The sequence below is a fragment of the Ruegeria sp. EL01 genome, assembly GCF_900313035.1.
Lineage (GTDB): Bacteria > Pseudomonadota > Alphaproteobacteria > Rhodobacterales > Rhodobacteraceae > Ruegeria.
The window spans coordinates 43,989-66,714 of sequence record NZ_OMPS01000036.1 but is presented as its reverse complement, the minus strand read 5'-3'; the positions used below and the strand labels follow the sequence as shown (position 1 = coordinate 66,714).

The 22,726-nt window shown below is 52.4% G+C and carries 21 protein-coding genes and 2 pseudogenes; 9 read left to right on the top strand and 14 right to left on the bottom strand.

The features are described from left to right. Positions 1-9 precede the first annotated feature (9 nt). Genes D9K61_RS14095 through D9K61_RS14085 form a run of 3 tightly spaced genes read left to right on the top strand, consistent with a single transcriptional unit; the run spans position 10 to position 2,974 of the window. Positions 10-1,218 carry an alanine racemase gene (locus D9K61_RS14095; protein WP_120633849.1) on the top strand — a complete coding sequence of 403 codons (1,209 nt, stop codon included), beginning with the start codon at positions 10-12 and terminating at the stop codon, positions 1,216-1,218. Continuing rightward, positions 1,218-1,955, top strand: coding sequence for an ATP-binding cassette domain-containing protein (locus D9K61_RS14090; protein WP_120633848.1), 738 nt, complete (start codon positions 1,218-1,220; stop codon positions 1,953-1,955). Before D9K61_RS14095 ends, D9K61_RS14090 begins: the two co-directional genes overlap by 1 nt. Further along, positions 1,952-2,974, top strand: a complete 1,023-nt coding sequence (locus tag D9K61_RS14085) for an SIS domain-containing protein (protein ID WP_216825812.1) — start codon at positions 1,952-1,954, stop codon at positions 2,972-2,974. Before D9K61_RS14090 ends, D9K61_RS14085 begins: the two co-directional genes overlap by 4 nt. A 503-nt stretch (positions 2,975-3,477) precedes the next feature. On the opposite strand, the gene D9K61_RS14080 is transcribed toward D9K61_RS14085, so the two are convergent. The 8 genes and pseudogenes from D9K61_RS14080 to D9K61_RS14040 all read right to left on the bottom strand — a co-directional run bounded on the left by D9K61_RS14080 (position 3,478) and on the right by D9K61_RS14040 (position 11,068). Further along, positions 3,478-4,635: an MFS transporter gene (locus D9K61_RS14080; RefSeq protein ID WP_120633847.1), complete on the bottom strand. Its 1,158-nt coding sequence runs from the start codon at positions 4,633-4,635 to the stop codon at positions 3,478-3,480. Beyond that, positions 4,628-5,386, bottom strand: coding sequence for a DeoR/GlpR family DNA-binding transcription regulator (locus tag D9K61_RS14075; protein ID WP_162946900.1), 759 nt, complete (start codon positions 5,384-5,386; stop codon positions 4,628-4,630). Before D9K61_RS14075 ends, D9K61_RS14080 begins: the two co-directional genes overlap by 8 nt. A 68-nt stretch (positions 5,387-5,454) precedes the next feature. Continuing rightward, entirely contained in the window at positions 5,455-5,829 is a 375-nt protein-coding gene (locus D9K61_RS27700) for a transposase (RefSeq protein ID WP_256386754.1), read from the bottom strand. Positions 5,830-6,312: 483 nt separating this feature from the next. Then, a complete protein-coding gene (locus tag D9K61_RS14065; protein ID WP_120633845.1) occupies positions 6,313-6,624 on the bottom strand; it encodes a hypothetical protein in 312 nt (103 codons plus the stop codon). 122 nt (positions 6,625-6,746) lie between these two features. Next, the gene (locus D9K61_RS14060) at positions 6,747-6,956 is read right to left on the bottom strand and encodes a hypothetical protein (RefSeq protein ID WP_120633844.1); all 210 of its coding nucleotides are present in this window, start codon (positions 6,954-6,956) and stop codon (positions 6,747-6,749) included. An 8-nt stretch (positions 6,957-6,964) separates the two neighbouring features. Continuing rightward, positions 6,965-7,312 (bottom strand): annotated as a pseudogene (locus D9K61_RS14055) (integrase core domain-containing protein); the annotation flags it as partial. Positions 7,313-8,209: 897 nt separating this feature from the next. Further along, positions 8,210-10,303, bottom strand: coding sequence for a Hint domain-containing protein (locus D9K61_RS14045; protein ID WP_120633842.1), 2,094 nt, complete (start codon positions 10,301-10,303; stop codon positions 8,210-8,212). Between the two features lie 360 nt (positions 10,304-10,663). Continuing rightward, entirely contained in the window at positions 10,664-11,068 is a 405-nt protein-coding gene (locus D9K61_RS14040; protein ID WP_120633841.1) for a hypothetical protein, read from the bottom strand. Between the two features lie 603 nt (positions 11,069-11,671). Here D9K61_RS14040 and D9K61_RS14035 point away from each other — a divergent pair. After that, entirely contained in the window at positions 11,672-12,664 is a 993-nt protein-coding gene (locus D9K61_RS14035; RefSeq protein ID WP_162946899.1) for an AraC family transcriptional regulator, read from the top strand. Between the two features lie 360 nt (positions 12,665-13,024). On the opposite strand, the pseudogene D9K61_RS14025 reads toward D9K61_RS14035, so the two are convergent. The 3 genes and pseudogenes from D9K61_RS14025 to D9K61_RS14015 all read right to left on the bottom strand — a co-directional run. Continuing rightward, positions 13,025-14,042: pseudogene (locus D9K61_RS14025) on the bottom strand (IS110 family transposase); the annotation flags it as partial. A 40-nt stretch (positions 14,043-14,082) separates the two neighbouring features. Next, positions 14,083-14,766, bottom strand: a complete 684-nt coding sequence (locus D9K61_RS14020) for an IS6 family transposase (RefSeq protein WP_120633839.1) — start codon at positions 14,764-14,766, stop codon at positions 14,083-14,085. 335 nt (positions 14,767-15,101) lie between these two features. Then, positions 15,102-16,019: an AraC family transcriptional regulator gene (locus D9K61_RS14015; protein ID WP_120633838.1), complete on the bottom strand. Its 918-nt coding sequence runs from the start codon at positions 16,017-16,019 to the stop codon at positions 15,102-15,104. A gap of 163 nt (positions 16,020-16,182) precedes the next feature. Between D9K61_RS14015 and D9K61_RS14010 the strand changes: the two genes are divergently transcribed. The 4 genes from D9K61_RS14010 to D9K61_RS13995 all read left to right on the top strand — a co-directional run bounded on the left by D9K61_RS14010 (position 16,183) and on the right by D9K61_RS13995 (position 18,411). Further along, a complete protein-coding gene (locus D9K61_RS14010) occupies positions 16,183-16,473 on the top strand; it encodes a putative quinol monooxygenase (RefSeq protein ID WP_120633866.1) in 291 nt (96 codons plus the stop codon). Continuing rightward, complete coding sequence (locus D9K61_RS14005) at positions 16,470-16,775, top strand: hypothetical protein (RefSeq protein WP_120633837.1); 306 nt, start codon at positions 16,470-16,472, stop codon at positions 16,773-16,775. The genes D9K61_RS14010 and D9K61_RS14005 overlap by 4 nt, the downstream gene beginning before the upstream one ends. Before the next feature lies 1 nt (position 16,776). Then, the gene (locus tag D9K61_RS14000; RefSeq protein WP_120633836.1) at positions 16,777-17,175 is read left to right on the top strand and encodes a hypothetical protein; all 399 of its coding nucleotides are present in this window, start codon (positions 16,777-16,779) and stop codon (positions 17,173-17,175) included. A 522-nt stretch (positions 17,176-17,697) separates the two neighbouring features. Further along, a complete protein-coding gene (locus tag D9K61_RS13995) occupies positions 17,698-18,411 on the top strand; it encodes a DJ-1/PfpI family protein (protein WP_120633835.1) in 714 nt (237 codons plus the stop codon). Positions 18,412-19,247: 836 nt separating this feature from the next. Here D9K61_RS13995 and D9K61_RS13990 read toward each other — a convergent pair. Then, positions 19,248-19,625: a helix-turn-helix domain-containing protein gene (locus D9K61_RS13990; protein WP_120633834.1), complete on the bottom strand. Its 378-nt coding sequence runs from the start codon at positions 19,623-19,625 to the stop codon at positions 19,248-19,250. A 99-nt stretch (positions 19,626-19,724) separates the two neighbouring features. Between D9K61_RS13990 and D9K61_RS13985 the strand changes: the two genes are divergently transcribed. Continuing rightward, positions 19,725-20,435, top strand: coding sequence for an MBL fold metallo-hydrolase (locus D9K61_RS13985; RefSeq protein WP_120633833.1), 711 nt, complete (start codon positions 19,725-19,727; stop codon positions 20,433-20,435). Positions 20,436-20,784: 349 nt separating this feature from the next. On the opposite strand, the gene D9K61_RS13980 is transcribed toward D9K61_RS13985, so the two are convergent. Both D9K61_RS13980 and D9K61_RS13975 read right to left on the bottom strand, forming a co-directional pair. Further along, positions 20,785-21,546 carry an HD domain-containing protein gene (locus tag D9K61_RS13980; protein ID WP_162946897.1) on the bottom strand — a complete coding sequence of 254 codons (762 nt, stop codon included), beginning with the start codon at positions 21,544-21,546 and terminating at the stop codon, positions 20,785-20,787. Between the two features lie 75 nt (positions 21,547-21,621). Then, positions 21,622-22,638, bottom strand: coding sequence for a carbon-nitrogen hydrolase family protein (locus D9K61_RS13975; RefSeq protein WP_120633831.1), 1,017 nt, complete (start codon positions 22,636-22,638; stop codon positions 21,622-21,624). Between the last annotated feature and the right edge of the window lie 88 nt (positions 22,639-22,726).

The following is a 22,726-nucleotide window of genomic DNA, read 5'->3' as shown; positions in this document are numbered from 1 at the left end:
AGGAACCCCATGTTTCTTGATCTTCTCATCCGCCGCAATCCACAATTCATCGAAGCTGCGATGTCACTGCACCAGCAGGGTAAAATCCCTGCAAACGCATATGTCCTTGATCTGGATGCAGTAGAGCGCAATGCGCGCATTTTTTCCGAAGCTGCATCCAAACTGGGCCTGACCACATTTGCCATGACAAAGCAAGTTGGGCGACATTCAGGGTTTTGCCAAGCTGTCATGCGTGGCGGGATCAATCGATCGGTGGCCGTTGACATGCCATGTGCCGTAGCATGCGACCGCGCGGGTCTCAAAACCGGGCATCTGGGCCATCTTGTACAGGTCCCTCAGCAAGAAGCAGATTTTGCCGCAAGCCATCTGAAACCGGATTTCTGGACAGTGTTCTCAGATGCGAAAGCGCATGAGGCGGCTACTGCCGCCAACAGAGCGAACCGTGAGCAGGCGCTCATGGCACGTATCCAGACAGAGGGCGATACGTTTTACCGAGGTCACGAAGGTGGATTTGAGGCAGGAGATATTGTTCAAGTTGCCGACCACCTCGACGGTTTGCAGGGCGGACGGTTTGCCGGGATCACGACATTCCCCGCCCTCTTATTCGATCAGGAAACACGTAAGGTCAAACCTACGCCCAATCTGACGACACTGAACAAGGCCGCAGAAGCTCTTGCGCTAGCGCGACGCTCAGACATCCAAATCAATGCGCCAGGCACAACCTCTTCTGCCGTTTTGGCAGCGCTTGCAAACGCTGGAGCCACTCAGGTTGAACCCGGCAACGGACTTCATGGCACGACACCGCTGCATGCAGTCGAAGACCTGCCTGAAGATCCGGCCGTTCTGTATCTTTCCGAGGTCTCACACCAGCATGGTGGTAAAGCTTATTGTTTTGGCGGCGGACTGTATATCGACCCGGTATTTCCAAAATACCAAGTTCGCGCGTTGGTCAGCAGCAGCCCGACTGCAACACCATCTGCCCTGCGCAATGTAGAAATCCCAGATTACTCGGCCATCGATTACTACGCCATGATTGATGCAGATGACGGATCGATCCCAGCCTCCGGCGATACCGTAGTGTTCGGCTTTCGGGGTCAAGCTTTTGTCACGCGCGCGATGGTTGCAGGCATTCGTGGTGTCGAGAGCGGAAACCCTGAAGTCACTACAATTGAAAACGGGTTTGGCGACCCAGTGAATTGGCCAGGAGCCTTTGCTTGATGAACCCTACCCTTTCACTCAAAGACATTCAGAAGTCCTTTGGCGGCGTGACCGCCATACAGAACTTTTCGCTCGACCTGTTTCCCGGCGAGATCGTAGCCCTCGTCGGGGACAACGGTGCGGGCAAGTCAACCCTCATCAAGATCGTCTCCGGCGTGCATCGGCCCACTAGCGGAGATATCGCCCTGGATGGCGCTTCGGTGAGTTTTTCGGATGCAAGTGCAGCACGCAGTCACGGAATTGAAGTGGTTTATCAGGACCTGGCGCTTGCTGATGAGCAACCGGTCTATATGAACATGTTTCTGGGCCGCGAATTGACGCGAAAGCCGTTTGGCTTGCTCGACAAAACAAGAATGCGCTCCGAGACCCAAAGCCTTGTTGACCAACTGGATGTACGTATTCCCTCAGCAAGCTCGACAATTCGCGACCTCAGCGGCGGACAACGGCAGGGTATCGCAATTGCGCGTGCGACCCATTGGGCCAGCAAATTGATCCTTCTTGACGAACCCACGGCAGCTCTTGGCGTGGCTGAGACTGCAAAGGTCGAAGAATTGGTTGCCTCCCTAAAGGAGCGAAACCTTGCAATTCTGATCATCAGTCACAGCCTCGACCAAGTGTTTCGTCTGTCAGATCGTATCTGCGTTTTGCGCCGGGGCGAACAGATCGGCGTCAGAAAAACCGCTGAAACGGACAAGAACGAGATCATCGCTATGATCACAGGAGTTCATAACCAATGACTGCGGGCACGATGATGGCGGCTGAAATTGCCGAAATTCCTGCAATGATCGAACGGCAATTGCAATCTCTCGAAACTTATCTCGAGGCAGGGTGCATTCTGGAGAGAGACGGCACGCGTGGTATCGTCACTTGCGCACGCGGTACGTCTGACCACGCGGCCACATTCTTCAAATACCTTGTCGAAACACAGATTGGTTTGCCCGTTGCATCCGTAGGTCCATCTGTCGCGTCGATCTATGAAGCCACACTACGCCTGAACGGGTTTGCTTGCCTGACATTTTCACAATCCGGTGGAAGCCCTGATCTAGCACTTCTGCAAAGAACGGCAAAACAAGGTGGTGCAAAAACAATTGCCGTACTGAACGAGGTAAACAGCGCTGTTGGCAATGGCGCTGACCATGTTCTGCCCATCTTGGCTGGACCCGAAAAAGCCGTCGCTGCCACAAAATCTTATGTTGGGATGCTCATGGCTTCATTGGGCATCGTGGCTGGCTATGTAGACGACAAGAATCTGATTGATGCCATGCGTACATTGCCGGAATTGGCCAATGATGCGCTCGCATGCGATTGGTCACGCGCGAATATGCGATTGGCACGTTGCAATTCGGTGTTTTGCATCGGTAGAGGCCTCAATATGGCTGTGGCAGCCGAAGCTGCCCTCAAGCTCAAGGAAACATGTCGGCTTCACGCTGAGGCATATTCAGCAGCCGAGCTTTTGCATGGCCCGGTAGTCATTGCAGACAAAAAATTAGGTGCTTTGGTTTTTGGTTCGATTGGGAAATCCGCCGAGGCGATAAATTCCGCCTATGATCGCCTTCAAGAAAATGGTGCCCAAACCTATCTTGCGCATCCTGATGCGGCACAGAACAGTCTTCCAATGCCGAAATCGGGGAATGCGCTGATCGATCCCATCCTCCAAGCAATATGCTTCTATCGTTTTGTGGAGCAGCTTTCCACAGAAATGGGCGAAAACCCGGACGCGCCTCCAGGTCTTCTGAAGATCACCGAGACTGTTTGATGGAACAACTTTTAGTTCACCAGTGCGACATCTCTCTGAGCAATGACCCCACAGAACCAATGCTTTCAATCGTCAAACAGGCCTGTGATCTGGTCATTGCCACGCTACGCGGACAGACTGCGAACTCGCCCTTTGTCCCGCCTCCTGAGAGTTCTTGGGCCTAGATTTGCCGGAAGTCGCGCGAATGACCGATCTTTCTGTGCAGTGTCGCAAATCTAGTTTGAGCCGATGCAGCATTTATAGCGCTGCGCGCGCATGCAGCGAGAAAACGAAATTCACAATTCGGGCTCACTGCCGCCATCGGAGCTCTCGCAGCATTGTACCTGGCAGCAACCAATTTGACCGCTGAGGATGGCCCAGAGCCGACATCCAGTAGCCAACCCAGATGCTGCGGTCGCAGCCCGCATTCCGGTCATTCGCCGCGCCCGCAAAACCTGTGGTTCGACGAACTTACAGATGGCGGGATAAAGCACCATTTCACTGCGGTTGCGCCAACGGCTCCTTTACGTAACTTTCAGCCGCCTCGCCAAAGCAAATGCCAAGATTGCGAGCGCTGCAAGGATCAGAAACGAAAGGCGTATACCCATCAATTGGGCAACAAATCCAATTATGGGCGGCCCAAGAAGCATGCCACCATACCCGAATGTCGCAACACTTGCGATGGCAGGTCCTGCGGGGACGTTTGGATCAGCGGCTGCCCGCGAGAATACCAGCGGCATAACAACGGCATAGCCGATCCCCATCAAGGCAAAACCAAACAGGGCAGTAGCAAAAGAACCGCCAAAGATTGCGATCATGAGGCCGACAAATGTAATGCCAGCACTGGCACGCGTGGTTGTGACCGATCCCAACCGCTCCACAACAACGCCGCCGATCAGCCTAGTGAGCACCATCATGATGCTGAATACAGCATAACCAAGCGCGGCGCGTGCTTCGTCGGCGTCCGAGGTCAGTCGCAGGAATACTGCGCTCCAATCGGCCATTGCGCCTTCTCCCACTGAATTTGAAAACGCGATGAGGCCAACAAGCAGCAGCGATCCAGATGGAAGCGAGAAAAACGGCCGCTTGCTAATCGGATTTCGCAATTCGGATGTTACGACTGTAGCTTTGTTCATCACGGAGATCGCCAAGATGCTACCAAAAGCAGTAACCAGAGCAAAATGCCAAATCGTTGTGATTTCCAGCCGCGCTGCAACATAGCCGCTGGCTGCGCCAATCCCTGCACCAAGACTGAACATTGCGTGGAATATCGACATTGTGCTGCGCCCCAATCGTTCCTCAACCTTTGCGCCCCAACCATTCATCGCTACATCCATCGCACCATGAAACCCGCCAAAGACGAATAGTGCGACTCCAAGGGTAAGCGCCGACGGTGCCAGCGCCAAAAGGGCAAGCGCGGGCGCATAACCCCAAGAGCACCAGAAGGTTAACCGGTCAGCTCCCCATCTCTCAGACAATCCGCCGGCAAGTGGAAAGGAAACGATTGCCCCCCCTGCCAGTGCCAGAAGGAGTACGCCAAGGACCGAAGGCTCCAACTCGAACTCGCCTTTGAACGCAGGAACACGCGACGCCCAAGCCCCAAACAACAGGCCATTAAAGATGAAGGCTGCAACAACAGCTTGCCAACTTTGTTCTCGCCACAAAGCATCACGTTTAGACATGGATCAACTCAATACCTGCGTTTTTGAAAGGCAGGGCGTCCGCCAAGATCGCATCAGTGACCAAGCCATCCATTTCGGTGAGCTCTAAAACCTTGTACCTCCCGCGCCTTTGCATTTTCTCTGCCGTGGTGACTACGAACACTTTGGCGGAAGCGAGAGCCATCGCACGTTTTACACCTGCCTCCAGCACGTCCTCTGCGCTCAATCCAAAGTCCGGCCAAAGCCCACATGCGCCAAGAAAGCACAGATCAGCCGCAAATTGCGATACTGCGTGCTCGGCATCCCCACCAGTTGCCATTGCGCCTTCAGGGCAAAGCGCCCCGCCGATCAGATGGACGCGCACACCGCGATGCAAAGCGGCAAGCGCGACGGAGGGTGCGGGCGTTATGATGAGTCCTCGAAACTCAAGCGGGATGCAGGCTGCCAAAGCATTCATGGTCGTACCCGCATCGATAAAGACTGTCCCGCCAATCGGGATCACTTGGATCGCTCTCTCAGCAAGCAGGGCAATGCTGGGGTCAGGCATGCTGGCACGGTCGAAATAGGATGGCATTGGTCCGGTTACCGGAACTGCTCCCCCGCGCACACGACGCACCACGCCTTGCTGTTCAAGTGCTATTAGGTCGCGGCGCACTGTGTCGATGGATATGTCTAGTTCAGCTGCCAATACGGCTGCGACTAACGGCGTGCCCGAATCGAGGCGTTCGCGCAGCATTTGTTGACGAATATGCGGGTTGTTCAGATCGGTCATCTGCAACTTCATGCAGTATCATGCATAAATTTGCAACACTGTGCATTCGCTAAATTTCGGGTCAGGATTCACAACCAGAATGTGACGGTTGCTGCGAGCGCGATGGCGAAGAGAAAGACGGTTGACGATCTGTCGTAGCGAGTTGCGACGCGCTTCCAATCCTTGAGCCCGCTGAATATTTTCTCGATACGATTGCGCCTATTGTAGCGGCGTTTGTCGTACTTGACGGTTTTCTTGCGCGACTTGTGTCCAGGAATGTAGGGCTTTGTGCCCTTCTCTATAAGGGGCTCGCGGGACCAGTCGACATCGTATCCCCTGTCCACGATGAGCCATTCAGCCTCTGGAAAGCCGTTCATTAAGACGGCAGCTCCAGTGTCGCCGTTGACTTTGCCCTGCCGTGAAAAACCGGCGGACCGGACGGCCGCTGTTATCTGTTGCTGCATGCAGCTTTGTGTTCATACCGCCCTTGGTTAGTCCGATCAGGCGTCCTCGCCCCCATTTTTTTAACCGCAGGCTGGATGCCGTACGATGTGCTTTGAGGAAAGTGACATCAATCGAGATGGTCTTGTTGTCGGGAGCCTGCTCAGCTAGGCCATCATGATCCGAGCAAATATGCCCATATCACTCCAGCGCATCCAACGGTTATGAAGCGTCTTTGTCGGGCCTTACTCCGCAGGGGCATCACGCCAGCGTAACCCATTGCGATTGATGAAGATAATGCCGTTCAGAACACAGCGATCACCCAAACGATCTCGCCCTCAATACTTCGGAAAGAAAGGCCAGAGACGCTGCCTCTGCGCCTCGATCAACCAACACAAATTGCTCATCATGTTCCCCCGAAGCTCGGGGGCGTGAATCATGACAGCGTGACAAACTCAATCAGTTAGTGTGTCCTGACCCTAGCCAGGTCTATTTATCGGCTGAAGTCACTTCGACATATTTTCTTGAGCATGGGTTAATGCCTCCGAGATGTACGCTTCATAGTCATCTTGATACTTTAGGGGGATCAGCACCCATTCTTTGAAGCGCTTCTTGGTTAAGTTGAATTCTACGCCAAAACCCTGTGAGACTAGTTCATTCACCCGTTCGGGAGATACCTTGATGATTAGCGCGTCTTCTTTATCGAACATCATCGCAAGGAAGCTGCCCTTATAGCGCAAGCATGGGGTCTTCATCATTGTCGAGTCCACGACACCGTCTAACGCCAGCATTGCGCTGACAGCCTGTTCATAACTCATCGAAATCCCTTAATGATAAACACAAACAAGTCTGGGCTGTTTTCCAGCTTTCGAGCGCCCATTGGCATTCCATTCAACCCACATTGCTGCGTGGCCTGCTGAGCGACAGAGTGGCATCCACTTCAATTGGAACTGTACGGGTTGAGCCTTAAGCGCCCGGTTCCGAACAGCCAGACACGGCCGGACTTAGCCATATTCAGAAAATCCGCCATGTCGGAAAAGAACCCTGACGGTGCGACAATAGTGGATGTGATGGGCGCGGCGTCCAGACGATCCGCAAATGCCTGCTTTGCGGCCACAAGCGGATGAGCCGCCTCATCTGACTGGTCCAAGTTGATTGTTAGTGCATCATCGGCCTGTGATCCATCGGGATGATGGTTTCAGGCGCTGGCGGGCGATAGCCCAGAGCACTGCGGGGGCGTTTTGTGTTGTAGTGTCTCCTCCATTGTTCGATCAGGATCTGAGCCTCGCGCAAGTTGTAGAAGGCTTCACCGTTTAATAGTTCATCGTGGAACCGGGCGTTGAAGCTTTCGCAATAGCCGTTCTCCCAGGGACTGCCCGGCTGGATATAGGCGGTCTTGGCACCGACGGCTTTGATCCAGTCCTGAACCGCCTGAGCAATGAACTCTGGGCCGTTGTCAGAGCGGATGTAGGCAGGAACTCCACGCAGGATGAACAGGTCGCTCATTCGATGTGGCGGACAAAGGTGGTGCATATCAAACGTAAAGCTGGCAACCTGCGTTCGGTTCAACTATTATTCGGCCATTCAAAGAGGGAAGGCACCGTTCGATACATTGGTGTCAAGCATTGAAAATGCGCTGACGATCCCAGAAGCCGTTGAAATCTAGGGATGCGGCCACCTTTGTGGAGCGGCCCATAAGAGATATCGACGAATGAATTAATAAGGTGCGGCCCGTCATTACCGTCATTCACTGCAGCCACGCTGAAAACAGAGGCGCATCAATGATAAATGTGGCTGCGCCTCAACACACGACATCATCAGGCACCATAGATGCTTCATCCACACCTCACATTAAGCGTTTAACGCGAGGTGCGGATGAAGCTGGTTCCATTTCGGCCTGTGCTCTAATGCGGGAAACTAGGCAGTCTCTGCGTAGTTGGTTGCGAGTGGTGGCCGCAGAGATAGAAAATGGAACCATGCCGGGTTGGTTTACTTTGAATGAAGTTCCCCATACGTGGCCAACAAACTATTTAGGCGTCTCGTTAATCCTGCGGAATCGTTGACCAACGCCAGGTCTTCACAGAGCTGATACCCTATCAACTCGGCCGTCGCGCGGGGCAAGTTGGGGCGGATTCTCATCAGGTAGTTTACGAACTGCTGGTTTACCTCATTTATCGTTCTAACCTTTGGAAGTGGCCCGCGTTCGCAGGGATTCCTGAAAACGTGAGTTTCCTGAGCGATTGCCGTTTCTAGCGGCAAGATGCAAAGCCCCGCCAAAACCAAAGTTCTTTTCATACAATTCGCCACTTTTACTTCACCATTTCTAAGGCCCAGTAAGGGCTTGTTACTGATTGATTTTACAGCAATCTTTCGTGAGAATTCAGCACTGTCTACTGAGGTCCATCAGCCCATCTGGAGCGCCGGATTCAAGTCGACAAGACTGCTTTCAAAGGCCTTCAGAACAATGCGGGCCGTATCACCGTAGTTGGACAAACCACCCGAACCAGCGAGCTCGGGAAACAGTTCAAGTATCTCAGCGCGAACTTCAGCATTTTTTCCCAAGGTTTCGTGCCCGGGATGGTAGCTTTCCGTCCAGATATCGTTGGACAGCACGACCTGGTGGGTGTCGAACATCATGTGGAAATACTGAACGTTAACACCCTCTTCTCGGGTGATACCATGCTGGCCAACTAGATGCTTGGCGGCAACAAACACTTCATCCGTGCCAAACAAAAGATTGTTTTCGCCTCCCACCCGAAGCACTCGGTGATTGGGCGACAGCCACAGATCTCGATCGTTCGGGCCAAGCACACCTGCCGAGATCTTGATGGGCGCAAGCCGTCTCTTTGCGGGTACAGTCTTTGACCCGATCCAACGGATTTCCTGCACACCGTCGTCGCGAGTTATGACTTTGTCGCCCACATTCAGGTCTTCAATCGCGATCAGGCCTTTAACCGTCGCAATGCGGGTCCCGCGCACAAAACAGGGCACACCGGTTTGTTCAAGCAGCGAAGAAGCGCTAATGCCCGACAGACCGTTGAGACCGGTGATCTGCCCCCCCAGCATTGACGTGTTGTCAGTAAAGTCACCCGAGGATTGATTTAGAATTCCGTCGTCTGACAGATCCTGCTCAAATTCCGATTGATTGGTATAATAATCGGCAAGATAGATACGGTCGTTATTGGTGTTATCGCCATCATCAGCATCAGTCGACCCTGTGCCAAAATCGGTGATATCAAGTGTCTCACCAGCAGTGTAGAAAAACGTATCGTCGCCTCCACCACCGGTTACTATATTTGTGCCACCATCGCCCCACAAACTGTCGTCGCCGTTTCCACCCAAAAGGGTGTCATCGCCATCTTCTCCTAAAAGTGCATCGTCCCCTTCACCCCCGCTTATCTGATCGTCACCAGCTTCGCCGAAAAGAAGATCGTTTCCGGCGTCTCCATAAAGTGTATCATTGCCATCGCCGCCTTGAAGTTCATCGTTGTCTGCGCCACCGTGCAGACTGTCTGCGCCTATACCACCAAAGAGTAAATCTTGGCCATCGCCGCCGCTCAGAGTATCGTTACCATCACCTCCGCTAAGGTCGTCGTCCCCTTCACCCCCGCTTATCTGATCGTCACCAGCTTCACCGAAAAGAAGATCGTTTCCGGCGTCTCCATAAAGTGTATCATTGCCATCGCCGCCTTGAAGTTCATCGTTGTCTGCGCCACCGTGCAGACTGTCTGCGCCTATACCACCAAAGAGGAAATCTTGGCCATCGCCGCCGCTCAGAGTATCGTTGCCTTCACCTCCGCTAAGGTCGTCGTTGCCGGTCCCCCCGTAAACGGTGTCATTGCCCAAACCGGCATCAATGGTATCATCACCGCCATTGCCGTAGATAACATCATCGTCACCATCGGCCCCATCAATGATGTCACCTCCGCCATCCGTGGCCTGACCGGAATCGTCATAGTCCGGCCCCATCACCTCGCCGGTGTCTTCACCGTCGACTTGGCCATCAGGCGTTGGGTTGTTCAACACATCATAGGTATAATCCTGCGTCGCCAAGAAAGCGTTTCCATCAAGCGGGGAGTTGTCCGTTGCGATGAAACTGAGGCTATCGCCATCAGTGACAGGAAAGGGGAAAGTCAGATAAGCCTCGTTACTGTCCTGATCAAAAGCGATTATCTGCGCAAATCCGGTTTCGCCCGTCGTGGTATTGGTCACTTCAACTTGCGCCATCGCGTTGACGACAGTACCAGCAGGATAGGTAGTGCCCCCAATCGTCACCGCATTGACAAGTGTCGCATCGGCGCCCGTTTCAATGTTCTGAACAAAGAGGTCTGAATAGTCCTCTACAATCGCGTCGTCATCTTCGATGACGATCTGCGTCCCGGACGCCGAGAACGTGGTTGTCCCCCCCTTGTTATAAGCAAGACCAGCATTTGTCGATCCTGCTGAAACCCCAGGAATAATACCAAGTGAAAACAGTGTAATATTATACTCAGCCATGGTTTACCTCATATTTTTCTTCTGCACCCTATTCCTGGGGAAATGTGTTTGTCTTAGTTGCGACTGCGGCACATCGGTGTGAACCGTGCCGTCGGCCCCCCAAACGTAATCCCATCTTGGTATGTGAATTCGTCATGGTGTCGGTCGACCAGGCTGAAATACCTCTGAGTTCTGCGAAGTCTGGAAAAGAGTTGCCGTTCCATCGTCATCGACCCGATAGACTCTAACCTCACCGTTGACGCTATACTGTGTGGCCACCACATAGGCTTGGCCATCGATTTCCATCTCTGTGGTTGTCCACCCCGTTTTCGTATTGCTTAGTCAGCGATGCGCACCCCTGCACAGCCGCTGATTGCTTGTTCACTCAGTGGGCATACACAGAACCACCAGTTCGGCCCCAACCTCGGCCGCGATGCCGTACACACCATTGGGTGCGTTGGCATATATCGGGCTGCTATGCCGACTGCGGCTATGAAGAGTGTACTGCGGACCAGTGTCGTAGATGACCTTCAGTGTCCATCGCGGGCGCTCCAAACGGGAATCCTTGACAGGGATTGCATAAAGCGAAACGCGATGGCGCTCTTCTTCAAAAAGGATCATGGCAGCTTCTATCGATATGTATTTTGATTTACTGCTTTCTTCGTACAGATCGCTGTATTTCCGGATCGTTGAGTCTACTAGATCGTCAGTTGTGTCCGGATCACGGGAAGAGCGTCGCGTTGAAAAACCTGCGGTTGCAGTTTCCAAATATTGATCGTCATTCATTACACATACACCTCAGGCACACTTGTTAATTTACTCTGACCCAATCGAGCGTGGCGCATCCGTGCGCTTGATGGGCAATCCACGTTCACTCAGATCAGATCGAGGATTGAATGGCACAATCCCGGGCCGTCAAAACTACAAACTAGTTCCCCGAAACGATGAAGAACTGAGATGGTGGAAGACTAGTGCGTTAGAAGAGGGATGCATGAACAATTCGGCGACACAGAGCAAATCAACGCCCATAGCTTCAAAACACGTCACAAGTCCCAAAAAAATTGTGACGATGAAGAACCAAAACCGACTAGATTAAGCCTTTGATTACGATTCACCCGAATCCTTCTGATTCGGATATTGAGTACATTTTGAGTAGCTCAGTTTTTGCCCAATCTGAATTGTGGCGAGAGTACACTAATTAGTTAGTAATTGACAAGTTTTTGACATGAAGTGGAAGCCTTTGTTATACCTATGCGTGCTTTTTGCAGTTTCCGCTTATCACAGAGATTTTCCAGTGTACCCTTGAGATGCGAACAGTATCAAATAAGGGCGCACTCGTTCGGTTCTGAACTGAAGTTTCAAGATGTTTGTGCGTTACTGGAACTAGAAATGCAAAACGTAACTCAACGCCCGATAGTTTTTCCTGGCTTCTTGCGCGAGCAGTTTAGAAACCAGTTTGGCGACCGATTGAAAGACGACTTGCCAAAGCTCTCTGATCTTCAAAGCGATTTCACTTTAGATGAGGTATTCCATTATTTTGATGTAGCAGACCGAAAGATTGGAGAACATTGGCCATTGCTTGCGACCAACTTGTGGCGATACGGCGCGCACCAGCTGTGGACAACCTATACTGAAACCAGTGTAAACATCGTGACAGCGCTTCGAGACCTCTTCTCAAAAGAGACCGCCTACCTTCCAGTTTTCTCTGCCACCTACGAGCCGCTAGCGGAAGGCTTGATTGTGAGAGTTCGACCAACAATCGAATTTAAGGACCGGCACTGGCACATCCTAATGACACTGCTAATACTGGGGGAGACAGCATTCTACAAATGGCATCTTCCAGAAGAGGCCAAGCTAATCACATATAAAACAAGCCTACCCAAACAAAGTTTCTCTGAAACATTTCAAAAACTAACAACTGCTAACATCGAATTTGATTGCCCACCAGATGAAGGGTATGCCCTGTATCCATACTCACTCATTGGGCAAGGTGTTGGCGTTCGGAATGATCGCTTGAACAAAGTGCTGCTAGAAGAAGTTCATCGGACATCGCAACTACCCGCGGCTACTGATCAAGCTCTGCTCAACCTAAGAAAATTGGCTTCCGAATGCCTGCCGGCGGTTCTGTCAATTCATCAAGCGGCATCGAAACTGGGCATCTCACGAAGCACCTTGCTGCGACGCCTAAAGCAACAAAAAATGAGCTTCAGAAAGGTCGTGCTCAATGCGCGTAAGGAATATGTTCTGATCCGGCTATCTAACATGGACTACGGGGAACATTTGGCCGCAGAGCTGGGCTTTACGTCAATGCGCGCGCTAAGCGAATTTTGTCGCAAAAACACCGGATACACGCTTAAACAGCTCGCAAAAAAGTCCGTGTAGCACCCAATCGCGTGAGTTTCTCTGCAGTGGTTGGGGTCGAGTCCGGCTCGGGGCGAAATCGTATCATCTCATGAGCGTTTTTTGGTATTCCCGACACGATGAGACTACCCCGCTGGTGTGGGATGGTCAAAATTTGTAGCCTGTGCATGGCGCTGAAGACGTGCGTGTCGAACCGATGGTTATCATGCTCTCATCCGCGGGTTGGTTACCGCCTTACCTAATACGATGCGGGCTTACCTCTGTCTAAGGCCGGAGATTCATCCGATAGTACGCCGAGGGTTCCCCTATCAGTGGCCGCCGTCTCCAGCGTTCTGCACAGGCAGATGATGAGTCAGCCCAGGCGGGTAACGGTGTTCTCCGCGCAATATCCCAGATGAACCCGGCCAGTTCGCGAGCGATGGCCGACAACACCCGTGGTTGTGGTTTGCCTGCTCGACTGAGATGGCGGAACCGTTTGCATAGGCGGGTCTGAGCTTTCCAGCCGATGTCCCTGATCTCTTGTGGCAGATGGGCCGAGCGTTTCAGATAAGGATGCCCCTCATTCGGTGGGTGCCGGTAGGACCATCCTGCTTCGACCAGCATCGTGCGCGCCAGGGCGTTGCCGGTTTTCGTCAACCGGCCGCGCCTTGTGGTCGAGCCACTGGAATGTTCACTTGGAACCAAACCCAGCCAGGCCATCAGTTGACGCGGGTTGTCAAAGCGGGTGATATCGCCGATCTCGGCCACGACGGTTGCGGAGATCGTGGTGTTAACGCCGCGCAGGCCGCGCAAGGCATCAACAACAGGTGCGAAATACCACCCGGAGATTGCGTCTTCTATGGCCTTGTCCAGCGTCGCAACCCGGATTTCACATTGATCGATTGTGCGCTTCAGCTCTTCGAAAGCCAGTTGTTGATGCGGATAGGGAAATCGGCGCAACTCGGCCAGCCAGCGGCGGTGACGCATGGTCCAGTATTTACCGTTCTGATAGCGAAGCCCGTGACGTAACAAAAAACTGAGCAATTGTTGCTTGGCCACCTTCACTGCATCCTTGGCTTGTTTGCGTGTGCGGATCAGATCTCGCATCGCCTCCTGTTCCTCATCCGGCGTCCAGATTGTGGTCAATTCCCCCGCCCGCCAGAGCCGAGCCAGCATGATGGCATCGCGTCGGTCGGTCTTGATCCGATCTCCGGTCTTGCGTGGGATCATCGATGGCGCGACAACAGCGCATTCAAACCCGAGCTTTGTCAGCAACCGATGCAACCCATATCCGCAGGGACCGGCTTCATAGCAGAAACTGGGTGTCTTCCCGGTCTCAGTCAGGGTATTGGTCAACCGCCACCTCAATCGTGTCCTTATGCACGTCCAGACCCACGTAAAGCTCTTGGTTGTGTCGCAAACTTTTCGGCAGTCCAGAGGCTGCAATACACCGGACACACTTATCCTGCGATCTGAGCAAATAGTTGAAAGCCTGAGGTCGTAGGGCCGGGGAATTGGCGCTTTCGGATCATGTTAGCGACCTCGATGCCATCCAGAGTGGCCGAGGCGGATCTGAACGATTTGAACCCGCACATGTGCCGGACGCGACGCTTTATGAACCGATGGTCCTGCTCAATCATGTTATTCAAATACTTTGACCTGACCGTTTGGATTTTGGCTGGGCAGCCAAATCGATTGAGGATTTTGTTCACTTCTCGAATGCCCGCCGCGTTGGCTCCACTTTTGTCAATGACGATCTTGTTTGGAATTCCATTGGAAGACAGTGCTTTGGCGAAGAACCTGGATGCTGCTGGTCGATTTCTCCGCTCAGACAGCATGAAATCAAGGGTGTTCCCAACTTTGTCGACAGCCCGATAGAGGTACATCCACTTGCCGCGAACACGAACATATGTCTCGTCCATGCGCCAGGAACTCAGTGTTGAGCGCTTCTTCGATTGCGCTGTCGCAGCAATTATTGGCGAATACTTCACGACCCACCTGTTGAGAGTAGCGTGATCCACCTGCACGCCTCGTTCGGCCATGATCTCTTCCAAGTCCCGATACGACACTGTGTACCGCAAATAGAAGTACACAGCGTACAAAACTGCATCCTTGGGGAAATGGCAGCCCTTTAACGAGATCATGCTCAAATAACCTGTTCGAAATTTTTCGACCAGTACAAACCTCAGATCACGCAGGCTCGTCAACTAGACCCCATAGTTTGCGACACATCCCAAGCGTGAACCAGCCAAGTGCGGGCAATATTACCCTTCGCTGCAATTTCGCCAATGACCGGTTTCAACGGGGAGTTCTGATTGAGCCCATAAAAACGAAAAGGCGAGTCGATGGAGATATCGGGATCTCTAGCAAAAAAGCTAGCCCGAACAGATTTAACTGGAAAGGCTACGTTCCTTTGATAACCCCAATTGGACTCGGATGGTTGGATCTAGCCAAGCTCTCAGTGACTCAAGAATGTTCGCTATAGCTGCTCCAAACGCAGTTGTTTGGGGGTTATTCCAAACAGTGATTTGAATTGGGCTATGAAGTGGGACGTGCTTTCATATCCGATCTCAAAGCCTATTTCCGTGATCGATGTATCGGTTGATAACACGGCATCGTGGGCGCGCGTCAGGCGTTGTTCGATCAACCATTTGCTCGGGGCAACGCCATATTGTCGTTTGAATTCCCGGTTGAATGCCGACACGGACCGCCCTGACAAATGCGCATAGTCATATACGCTAAGGTTATAGGCGCAGTGTTCTCGCATCAGGTGGCGAATATTGCGTTTTCCACTGTCAGAACAATTTTCATGTAGAAATGATCTAAGGCGTTTGGGGTCATCTTCTGCTGCGATCAGGAACAGCACTTCCATCAGCTTGGTATGCAGCAATTCCCGCGTTCCATCGATGGATTTATAGATGTCAATCATCGAGCGCATGAATCCGCGAAAACTGTCATGTTGTTCAATCTTGTAAGCGCCAATACGAGACGTGGGATGAGTGGCCCGACCTGAGCTTTGCCGCTCAAACTCGCGGATCACGGCATCGTCAAAGAAGAACAACAACGCTTCCAACGGTCCATCCGTGCTTGAAAAATTGGACACCATGAATACGTCCCTCGGCAGCAAAACCATCTCACCGGCATGAACCGTGATCTCTTCACCTGCGGGGGTGAAAAACACCTCTTTGCCTTTGATGACATACCCCAGGCATGGGCAGCTGTTGTAAAACTCCACACCAAAGGCGTTGGACAGAATGCGTTTGTGAAAAATCGCCTTTTGCCCATGTTCCATGACAACTTGCGCATCTGCAAAATCATGTAATCCTTGTGGAATGACAAGGGCTTGCGTGCCATCCAGCCCAAGATTTGCCAATGTTTGATGTGTTCTGGATGCCATGCAGAGCTCGCTTATTTTTTACTTGCATGCCAATTTCTTGTCTATCACACCAGACGACAGATTGCCCCATATTGCGCGCGATTTCCGGCATTTTTGTGGTGTGGGGTGTATTTCCGAATTTTGTGTCGCCGTAAGAAACACGCACACAACGAAGGAGATCAACGTGAGTATTTGGGTAACATTGGAACTGGTCGTTCAGGACAACGCCTATGCCGATCTGCAGGTGTTTCTGGAGGAGAAGCTACCCGCAGTACGGGGATTCGAGGGGGCATTGTCTGTGTCGATCCTGTTTGATGAGGAGACCAATAAGCTGTTGATCCTTGAAGAATGGAAATCTCGTGCGCACCATCAGGCCTATATTGCGTCCATCACTGAGAATGGTGTCATGGAACAGCTTTTATCCTTCATGGCCGGCCCACCTGATGTGCAATATTACGACCGGGTTGCGATATGAAGACGCAGGAAAATTCTTTGCCCACTCGCCGGGATGCACTGACCATGATCGCAGCAAGCGCTGTGGTTTTGGTCACGCCGATTCAGGCGTTGGCGAAACCAGAAACCAAGATCGTCGTGACCGTGACCCGGTTTGGGGGTCACCTAACTGATCAACGCATAAAAACCATCACCGCGCGGCGCGCGCAACAAGGTTTCTTGTCACAAAAAGTTCTAGGGAACGAAGACAGCGTTGTATTGATCGAGGAGTGGCGCAAACCGATGGTACGGGGCACTGAGACCTACAGCCGCAAGGAAATCTGAGATGAAAAAAATCCAACTTGTCACTGGCATTGGTGCAGCGGCCCTTGCGGCGTTGCATACGTTTGTTGGCACGCCTGAGGTCGCGGATCCGCTTTTGGCCTCGGCGCTGGAGGCGCGCGCGAAGTACCTAAACTTCTTCTGCTGGCACATCGTGACCATTGTGCTGTGGGCCGTCGCTGCGGGCTATCTGTGGTCGGCAATTGTCAGACACTCGACCGAGCTGGTCGTTTTCCTAACAATCATGATGGCATGTATCGGGATCTGGGGTGTTCTCCTACCGCCAAGCGTTGGCTTGTCCTATGTGACCATGCCCCAGGGCTGGCTGTTTTTCCCAATCGTGGCACTCGCTATCTTTGGCCTGCGAAATGGAAAACAGAGGGCGGTTGAGGCAAGTGCCTAGGGTCTTGCAGATGCTGGGCAGATTCGGACAAACACTCTGGCCCAGCATTCCTGTTCACAGAAATCAGTGGCCGAACCCCACATAACATGCTTGAACAGTTCTTTCGAGCGCGTCACAGCACTAAGGGTTGCGCTGGAAGTCGGTTTTCCCAATGTCCTTCTCGATCGGCTGTAGTTGCACAAACCTCACCAAAAAAACACAGCTTATGAAACAGCCTCCCGAACGACACCCCGGAAAATAACTGGCATGGCAAACCCCAATGGTCCTGCCTGGCAAGTGCTTGTGCCAAACTCCGCGCAAGACGTTTTTGATGTAGAAGCAAGGAAGGTGTTCCGAATTCGAGCCCTTGATCTTCTGGGATAATCGAAAACCAATGCGACGGACGATGAGGAGGTGCGTATGCTCGCAACTTCAAATGGGATGGGTGTCGGTTCACACTCGGCAAGCGCCCTGCTCGCCGTACTCCTGGAATTTATCATCGCCTTTGCCCCGGTATTGGCTCCTCCGTCAAAGGATAAATGAATGCGTATCGCAATCGTGCTTTACACCGGTCTTACCGCATTGGACGCCCTTGGTCCGTATGAACTGCTGAAGTACCTGCCAAATGTGGATATTCGTTTTGTCGCACATCAGGTAGGACCGGTCCCTAATGATCGTGGTCTTCTGCTTATCGGGGCAACACATACCTTCGCAGAAACACCCGATGCGGATATTGTCCTTGTGCCCGGATCAGAGGCCAACACGCTGATTGCTGCTGCCGATAAGACGCTGACAGATTGGCTCCGGCAAGTCCATGCTGGCAGTAGGTTCACGACCTCTGTGTGTTCTGGGGCAGTCATCCTAGGGGCCGCTGGGCTTTTGAAAGGAAAATCCGCCACGACTCATTGGTCCGCGATGAACGGCATTAAACAACTTGGCGCAACGCCATGTCCAAGTGACCGGATTGTCCAAGATGGCAAGATCTGGACGGCAGCGGGTGTCTCAGCCGGGCTGGACCTTGCACTCGCTTTAATCGAGAAAATCGAAGGGCGTCCGACCGCCGAAAAAATCCAGCTGTTGATCGAATATGACCCGCAACCCACACTGGATGCTGGGCATATGTCAAAAGCAAGTGAGGCGGTCTCAAAGGCCGCGAAAGAAGATATAAAGCGCTTGTCGCGCAACCCAATGACCCCAATTGCTCTGTTCAAGTTGATCTGGCGCAAGGCGCTGTTAAGAGCACGCTCGAATAGCTGAGAGGGAACAGTAAGATTGTCCGGACGGTTCACGTCGAGGATTGGGCGGGCGCTCTACACCAATTGGGCGCCCATTAATGGCAACGTGCCGGGCGGGGCCGCGCCTTTCAACGACATTGCGGATGATCTGCTTAGCGACGCTCAGCGTGCCAGGGCACTGGGACTTGCCGAAAGACCGCTAGGCCCGGGCAAACTAGACTGGGTCACGGCGCGGGATGTCTATACCGCTGTTCTGGGTCAGGCCCCGACCCGGTGCGCATGCAGATGTCATTCGACGGCAACCTGCTGGCGGCACAACCGGGCACAGCGCGCGCCAAGGCTGCCTTGGAACAACTTGAATCCACGCGCGCACCGACTTTTTTCTGAATGAAACAGCAAAAATTCCAATATCGTTCTGCCCGCGCAACGTCCTGGGAGCGTTCGGAGCTCAGAACCGGCTTCGATGCCAGTCTTGAAGGGATGCGCCGCATCCAGCTTCGCCCCCAGCGAGCGCCCCGGTTGGAGAGGCCGGCGGTGACACAGAAATTGCACTGGTACTGGCGCAGCACCTTGGGTTGTTCGACGTGATATTTGACAGTGATGCGGACAAAAGCCACGCGCAAATTCTCGCGCCGTCAGGTTTAACACTGGATGAGCAAGAAGCCCAATGCGTTATGCAGTAAGTCGTCGTTCACGCCGCGGCGGTTTCAACGAGAGAGCCCCAAGCCGGAGAACCAGATGCTGCAACAGTCATGAAGATCGGTTTCGTAAGCGATCCGTACAACCGGCTCAAAGCGAAGCCATTCACGGAATCGGTTTTCTATGGCCTGTGGAACATCATGGCGTTTTATCTGCCGCCTATGTTGCGCCATCGTGTTTGGCAGTCAGCTTCGGGTTTGCAACTTGGGTGAAGTCCGAGCTCCACGCGTAAAGTTGTGAGAGAATGGAACATAAAGCCTGACCTTTCACCGTTAGCGAATAGCCAACCCGCCGCCTGGTCTCCGGTTTCTCGATACGCACAATCAAACCGCTTTGTTCGAAGTCCAACAATTGGGCGGCTAACACCTTTCGGCTGACGGTCATAAGCGTACGGTGCAACTCCAGAAAGTGCATCTCTCCGCTCATCAGGCAGTGAAGCACTTTTGGGCCATGCTTGCCCTTGAGGAGGCGCAACGTATCCGCCACGGGGCATTCATCCGTCTCAGGTGTGGCCCAAGGCCTGTCAGGTGGTGTCATGTGCTTATTCGGGAACCTCTGGTTACAAAAAAGTACCTAATTGCAGCCTAGTTAAACAGTCGTCATTCACAAGCTTGTTCCCCTACTGGATCTTTGAAAATGACAACAACATCCATCGAAATCATTCCTGTTTTGCCATTTGGCATGCTGAACGCCTATCTTATCGTTACGGGCGACAGTGCGGTGTTGGTTGATACGGGTCTGCCTAATTCGTGCGAGAAGGTTGAAAATGCGCTGTGGAAATACGAATTGGACTGGTCCAATCTTCGGTTGGTTGTCCTGACACATGCACATATCGATCACGCCGGGTCTGCGGTTGACATTCAAGCCCTCTCATCCGCACCAGTTCTCGCGCACAAAGCAGAAGTTCCTTATTGTCAGGGGAGGGCACCGCTGTTGCGGCCAAGTGGGATATTTGGTCGTGTGTTCAGAACGACCCGCGCAATTCAGCAGCCTTTTACATATTTTACACCGGACATCATCATGGGTAGTCAAGAAGTCGATCTTGAAACCTATGGGATCCCGGCACGCGTAACATATACGCCGGGTCACACGCCCGGATCGATTTCGGTTATCCTGAAGGATGGTCGCGTGATTGCCGGCGATTTGCTGGCCTCGGGTATTTTGCTTGGAGGCATAGCTTTTCGCAATAGACCGAAGCAACCTCCTTTTGAAGAAGATACACACGAAGTTGCAAGATCATTGGAAGGTTTGCTGAAAAGCAACTGCCATCATTTCTTTCTCGGGCACGGTGGTCCGCTCTTCGCCCCTATCGTTAAAAAGCATGTTCAGAAGCTTCGCAGCCTTTGATGAGCAGAAGTTAAGATAAAGCGCTAGAAATTCTGATGTTTGCCCGTCCAAACCTAGATGGCTCCAATTGGAGTTGCATTTGAAAGAAGAGACGTGATCGCGGGCCCTAATCTCGAGCGAATGGTTCTTTCGTTTCTTCATATTGGGTCGCCTCGCTCATCAGTCGACCCACCTTAACAACTGGTCCGAAATCCCGCGACCATCTCTGTTCTTCGCTAAAACGGCTTTTCTTCATCGCCTGCCTCCTTGTTGGAGAACAGACCACTCAAAACACCGGACTTTTTAGGGGAGCAGGTCATTTGAAGTGCAGAAGCAGAGCCCGGTCCACTGAATGGGCGTTGCAACCAGGTTAATGTCGGTTCAATGGATTTGCGTGTGCCCGTTTTGAAAAACCTAATGATCCCAACATCTCAGCTCGTGACATTCGGTTGTGCGGTGTGTCTATGTGACTTGAAATTTCTTCGACAAACCCCGTTCGGGGATACCTGCTTAGAACACTGTCGACTGTAAATGGCGACAAACGGTTATAGTGTGCTCCGACCACGTCCAAGTGAGCCCCGTGCGCCAGCATCTGTGCTTCGGCAAAAAACTCTGAGGACCGAACGTCCAAATTCAGATGCAAACTAATGGTCTCGAAAACCCGATCCGCCTTTTCCGGGGCCCATCCATGGGCCAATACAAAGGATTTGGCTTGGTGCGCCCCGGTTACAGCAAAACACGCGCAATCTGTCTTTTTAATATGTGGCTCAACCAGCCCTAAGTCGTGCAGCAGGCTCGCTACATAAAACAATTCGGGATCGAATTTGAGCCCCGCGTGTTTACCAAGCATAACGCCCCAAACATAGGTGCGGACGCAATGCAAGTGCAGCGCTTCCGAAGACACATCGCGCACCAATTCATCGGCTTGTTTGGCAATCGCGCTGTCAGGAAAAGTGACACTCTCAATATTTGTCAATAGAGGCGGTTTACCAACGACCCCCTTCTTCGCGAGCCATGCCTGAAACTCCTTTAATTGTAGTCTCAGCAGTTGAAAGTGAAGACTTAAGTACTCTGCCCGGGTCAAAATACCTTGATTCTTATGCGCCCATTGAGCAGTTCCAACTTTTACCAACTTTCTCTCCAATCCAAAAAATCATCCAAGGCCTGCGGGTGCGAATTTCAAAAACCCTCACCTGATAATTTTATTTTACTCAGCGACCAAGATTGGTTCGGGTGGCTCTTCGATAGGGTCAATTTGCAAGCCGGCAGTCTGATCAAACTTCATAACCGGTCGTTGCGGGTTGTTATTAAACAACAAACGCGTGACGTCAGGGCGCGCGTAATGTCCTGCCGGGTCTGCCGCGGCTTTGGCATAGGCGATCATTCCAAGATCAATATCCGCCAGAACCAATCCTTCTGCGTCATGGTCAATATTTGAACCAATCGATTGCCCATCCGGCGCGTATATCTTGCTGTATCCACCGCCGGTTGGGCAAAGAGCCATACGCTCGGGGTTTTCTTGACACAGGATATCTTGCTGTTCTTTGCTGACCAACGCACAAGGAGCAACAACAAAGCATCCACCTTCGACGGCGTAGACTTGACTGGCGGCATTGTTCACTTGATGCCCTAAGGCATAGGCCGTGCTTTCGTAGAGCGCGAGGTTGGGCCAAGCTGCACAGTGAATTTGTTCGTTCTGAGAATACATTGCGTATTTGGTCAGCGGCTGAATATGTTCCCAACAACACAGTTGGCCGATACTGCCTAAAGACGTATCGGCAACGTGCAAATCTGAACCATCACCATTGCCAAAAACCGTGCGTTCAACATGTGTCGGTTTCAATTTTCGTCGCCGCTTGATGATCTCGCCATCCTGATCATAGTGCCATTGCGCGATGTACAATGACCCTCCAGCACGCTCACTTAGTCCCATCGACACCTGGATATGGTTGTCTCGGGCAGCCTCCGCCAGCGCTTTGTCTTCCTCCGATCCGGCAACAAGTGAATTCTCAAAGTAGCGGCCAACAAACTGCATCTGCCAGGCAACAGGGCCAAGCCAGATGTGATTAGGGTACCCTGGCAACCAGGTTTCTGGAAACACCACTAATTTGGCCCCACTGGCAGCGGCCTGTTCGATAAAATGAATAGCCTTGTCGATTCCGGCCTTTAGGTCCAGAAAACAAGGGGCGGCCTGAACCGCGGCGACTGAAAATTGTTGTGACATGTTTGCCTCCCGAATGATGGATAGTTATGATCCAGCCTCGGATGACCTGCTTTGCAAATTGGGCAGAAAAACTTGTGTTTTTGAGTTG

Coding starts and splice junctions, on each gene's coding strand:
- D9K61_RS14080 (WP_120633847.1), bottom strand. CDS start 4,635: ATGTCTAAACGTGATGCTTTGTGGCGAGAACAAAGTTGGCAAGCTGTT.
- D9K61_RS14015 (WP_120633838.1), bottom strand. CDS start 16,019: ATGGCATCCAGAACACATCAAACATTGGCAAATCTTGGGCTGGATGGC.
- D9K61_RS14095 (WP_120633849.1), top strand. CDS start 10: ATGTTTCTTGATCTTCTCATCCGCCGCAATCCACAATTCATCGAAGCT.
- D9K61_RS13995 (WP_120633835.1), top strand. CDS start 17,698: ATGCGTATCGCAATCGTGCTTTACACCGGTCTTACCGCATTGGACGCC.
- D9K61_RS14005 (WP_120633837.1), top strand. CDS start 16,470: ATGAAGACGCAGGAAAATTCTTTGCCCACTCGCCGGGATGCACTGACC.
- D9K61_RS13985 (WP_120633833.1), top strand. CDS start 19,725: ATGACAACAACATCCATCGAAATCATTCCTGTTTTGCCATTTGGCATG.
- D9K61_RS14075 (WP_162946900.1), bottom strand. CDS start 5,386: ATGACCGATCTGAACAACCCGCATATTCGTCAACAAATGCTGCGCGAA.
- D9K61_RS13975 (WP_120633831.1), bottom strand. CDS start 22,638: ATGTCACAACAATTTTCAGTCGCCGCGGTTCAGGCCGCCCCTTGTTTT.
- D9K61_RS13990 (WP_120633834.1), bottom strand. CDS start 19,625: ATGACACCACCTGACAGGCCTTGGGCCACACCTGAGACGGATGAATGC.
- D9K61_RS14090 (WP_120633848.1), top strand. CDS start 1,218: ATGAACCCTACCCTTTCACTCAAAGACATTCAGAAGTCCTTTGGCGGC.
- D9K61_RS14035 (WP_162946899.1), top strand. CDS start 11,672: ATGCAAAACGTAACTCAACGCCCGATAGTTTTTCCTGGCTTCTTGCGC.
- D9K61_RS14065 (WP_120633845.1), bottom strand. CDS start 6,624: ATGAGTTATGAACAGGCTGTCAGCGCAATGCTGGCGTTAGACGGTGTC.
- D9K61_RS14020 (WP_120633839.1), bottom strand. CDS start 14,766: ATGATCTCGTTAAAGGGCTGCCATTTCCCCAAGGATGCAGTTTTGTAC.
- D9K61_RS27700 (WP_256386754.1), bottom strand. CDS start 5,829: ATGCAGCAACAGATAACAGCGGCCGTCCGGTCCGCCGGTTTTTCACGG.
- D9K61_RS14045 (WP_120633842.1), bottom strand. CDS start 10,303: ATGGCTGAGTATAATATTACACTGTTTTCACTTGGTATTATTCCTGGG.
- D9K61_RS14085 (WP_216825812.1), top strand. CDS start 1,952: ATGACTGCGGGCACGATGATGGCGGCTGAAATTGCCGAAATTCCTGCA.
- D9K61_RS14000 (WP_120633836.1), top strand. CDS start 16,777: ATGAAAAAAATCCAACTTGTCACTGGCATTGGTGCAGCGGCCCTTGCG.
- D9K61_RS14040 (WP_120633841.1), bottom strand. CDS start 11,068: ATGAATGACGATCAATATTTGGAAACTGCAACCGCAGGTTTTTCAACG.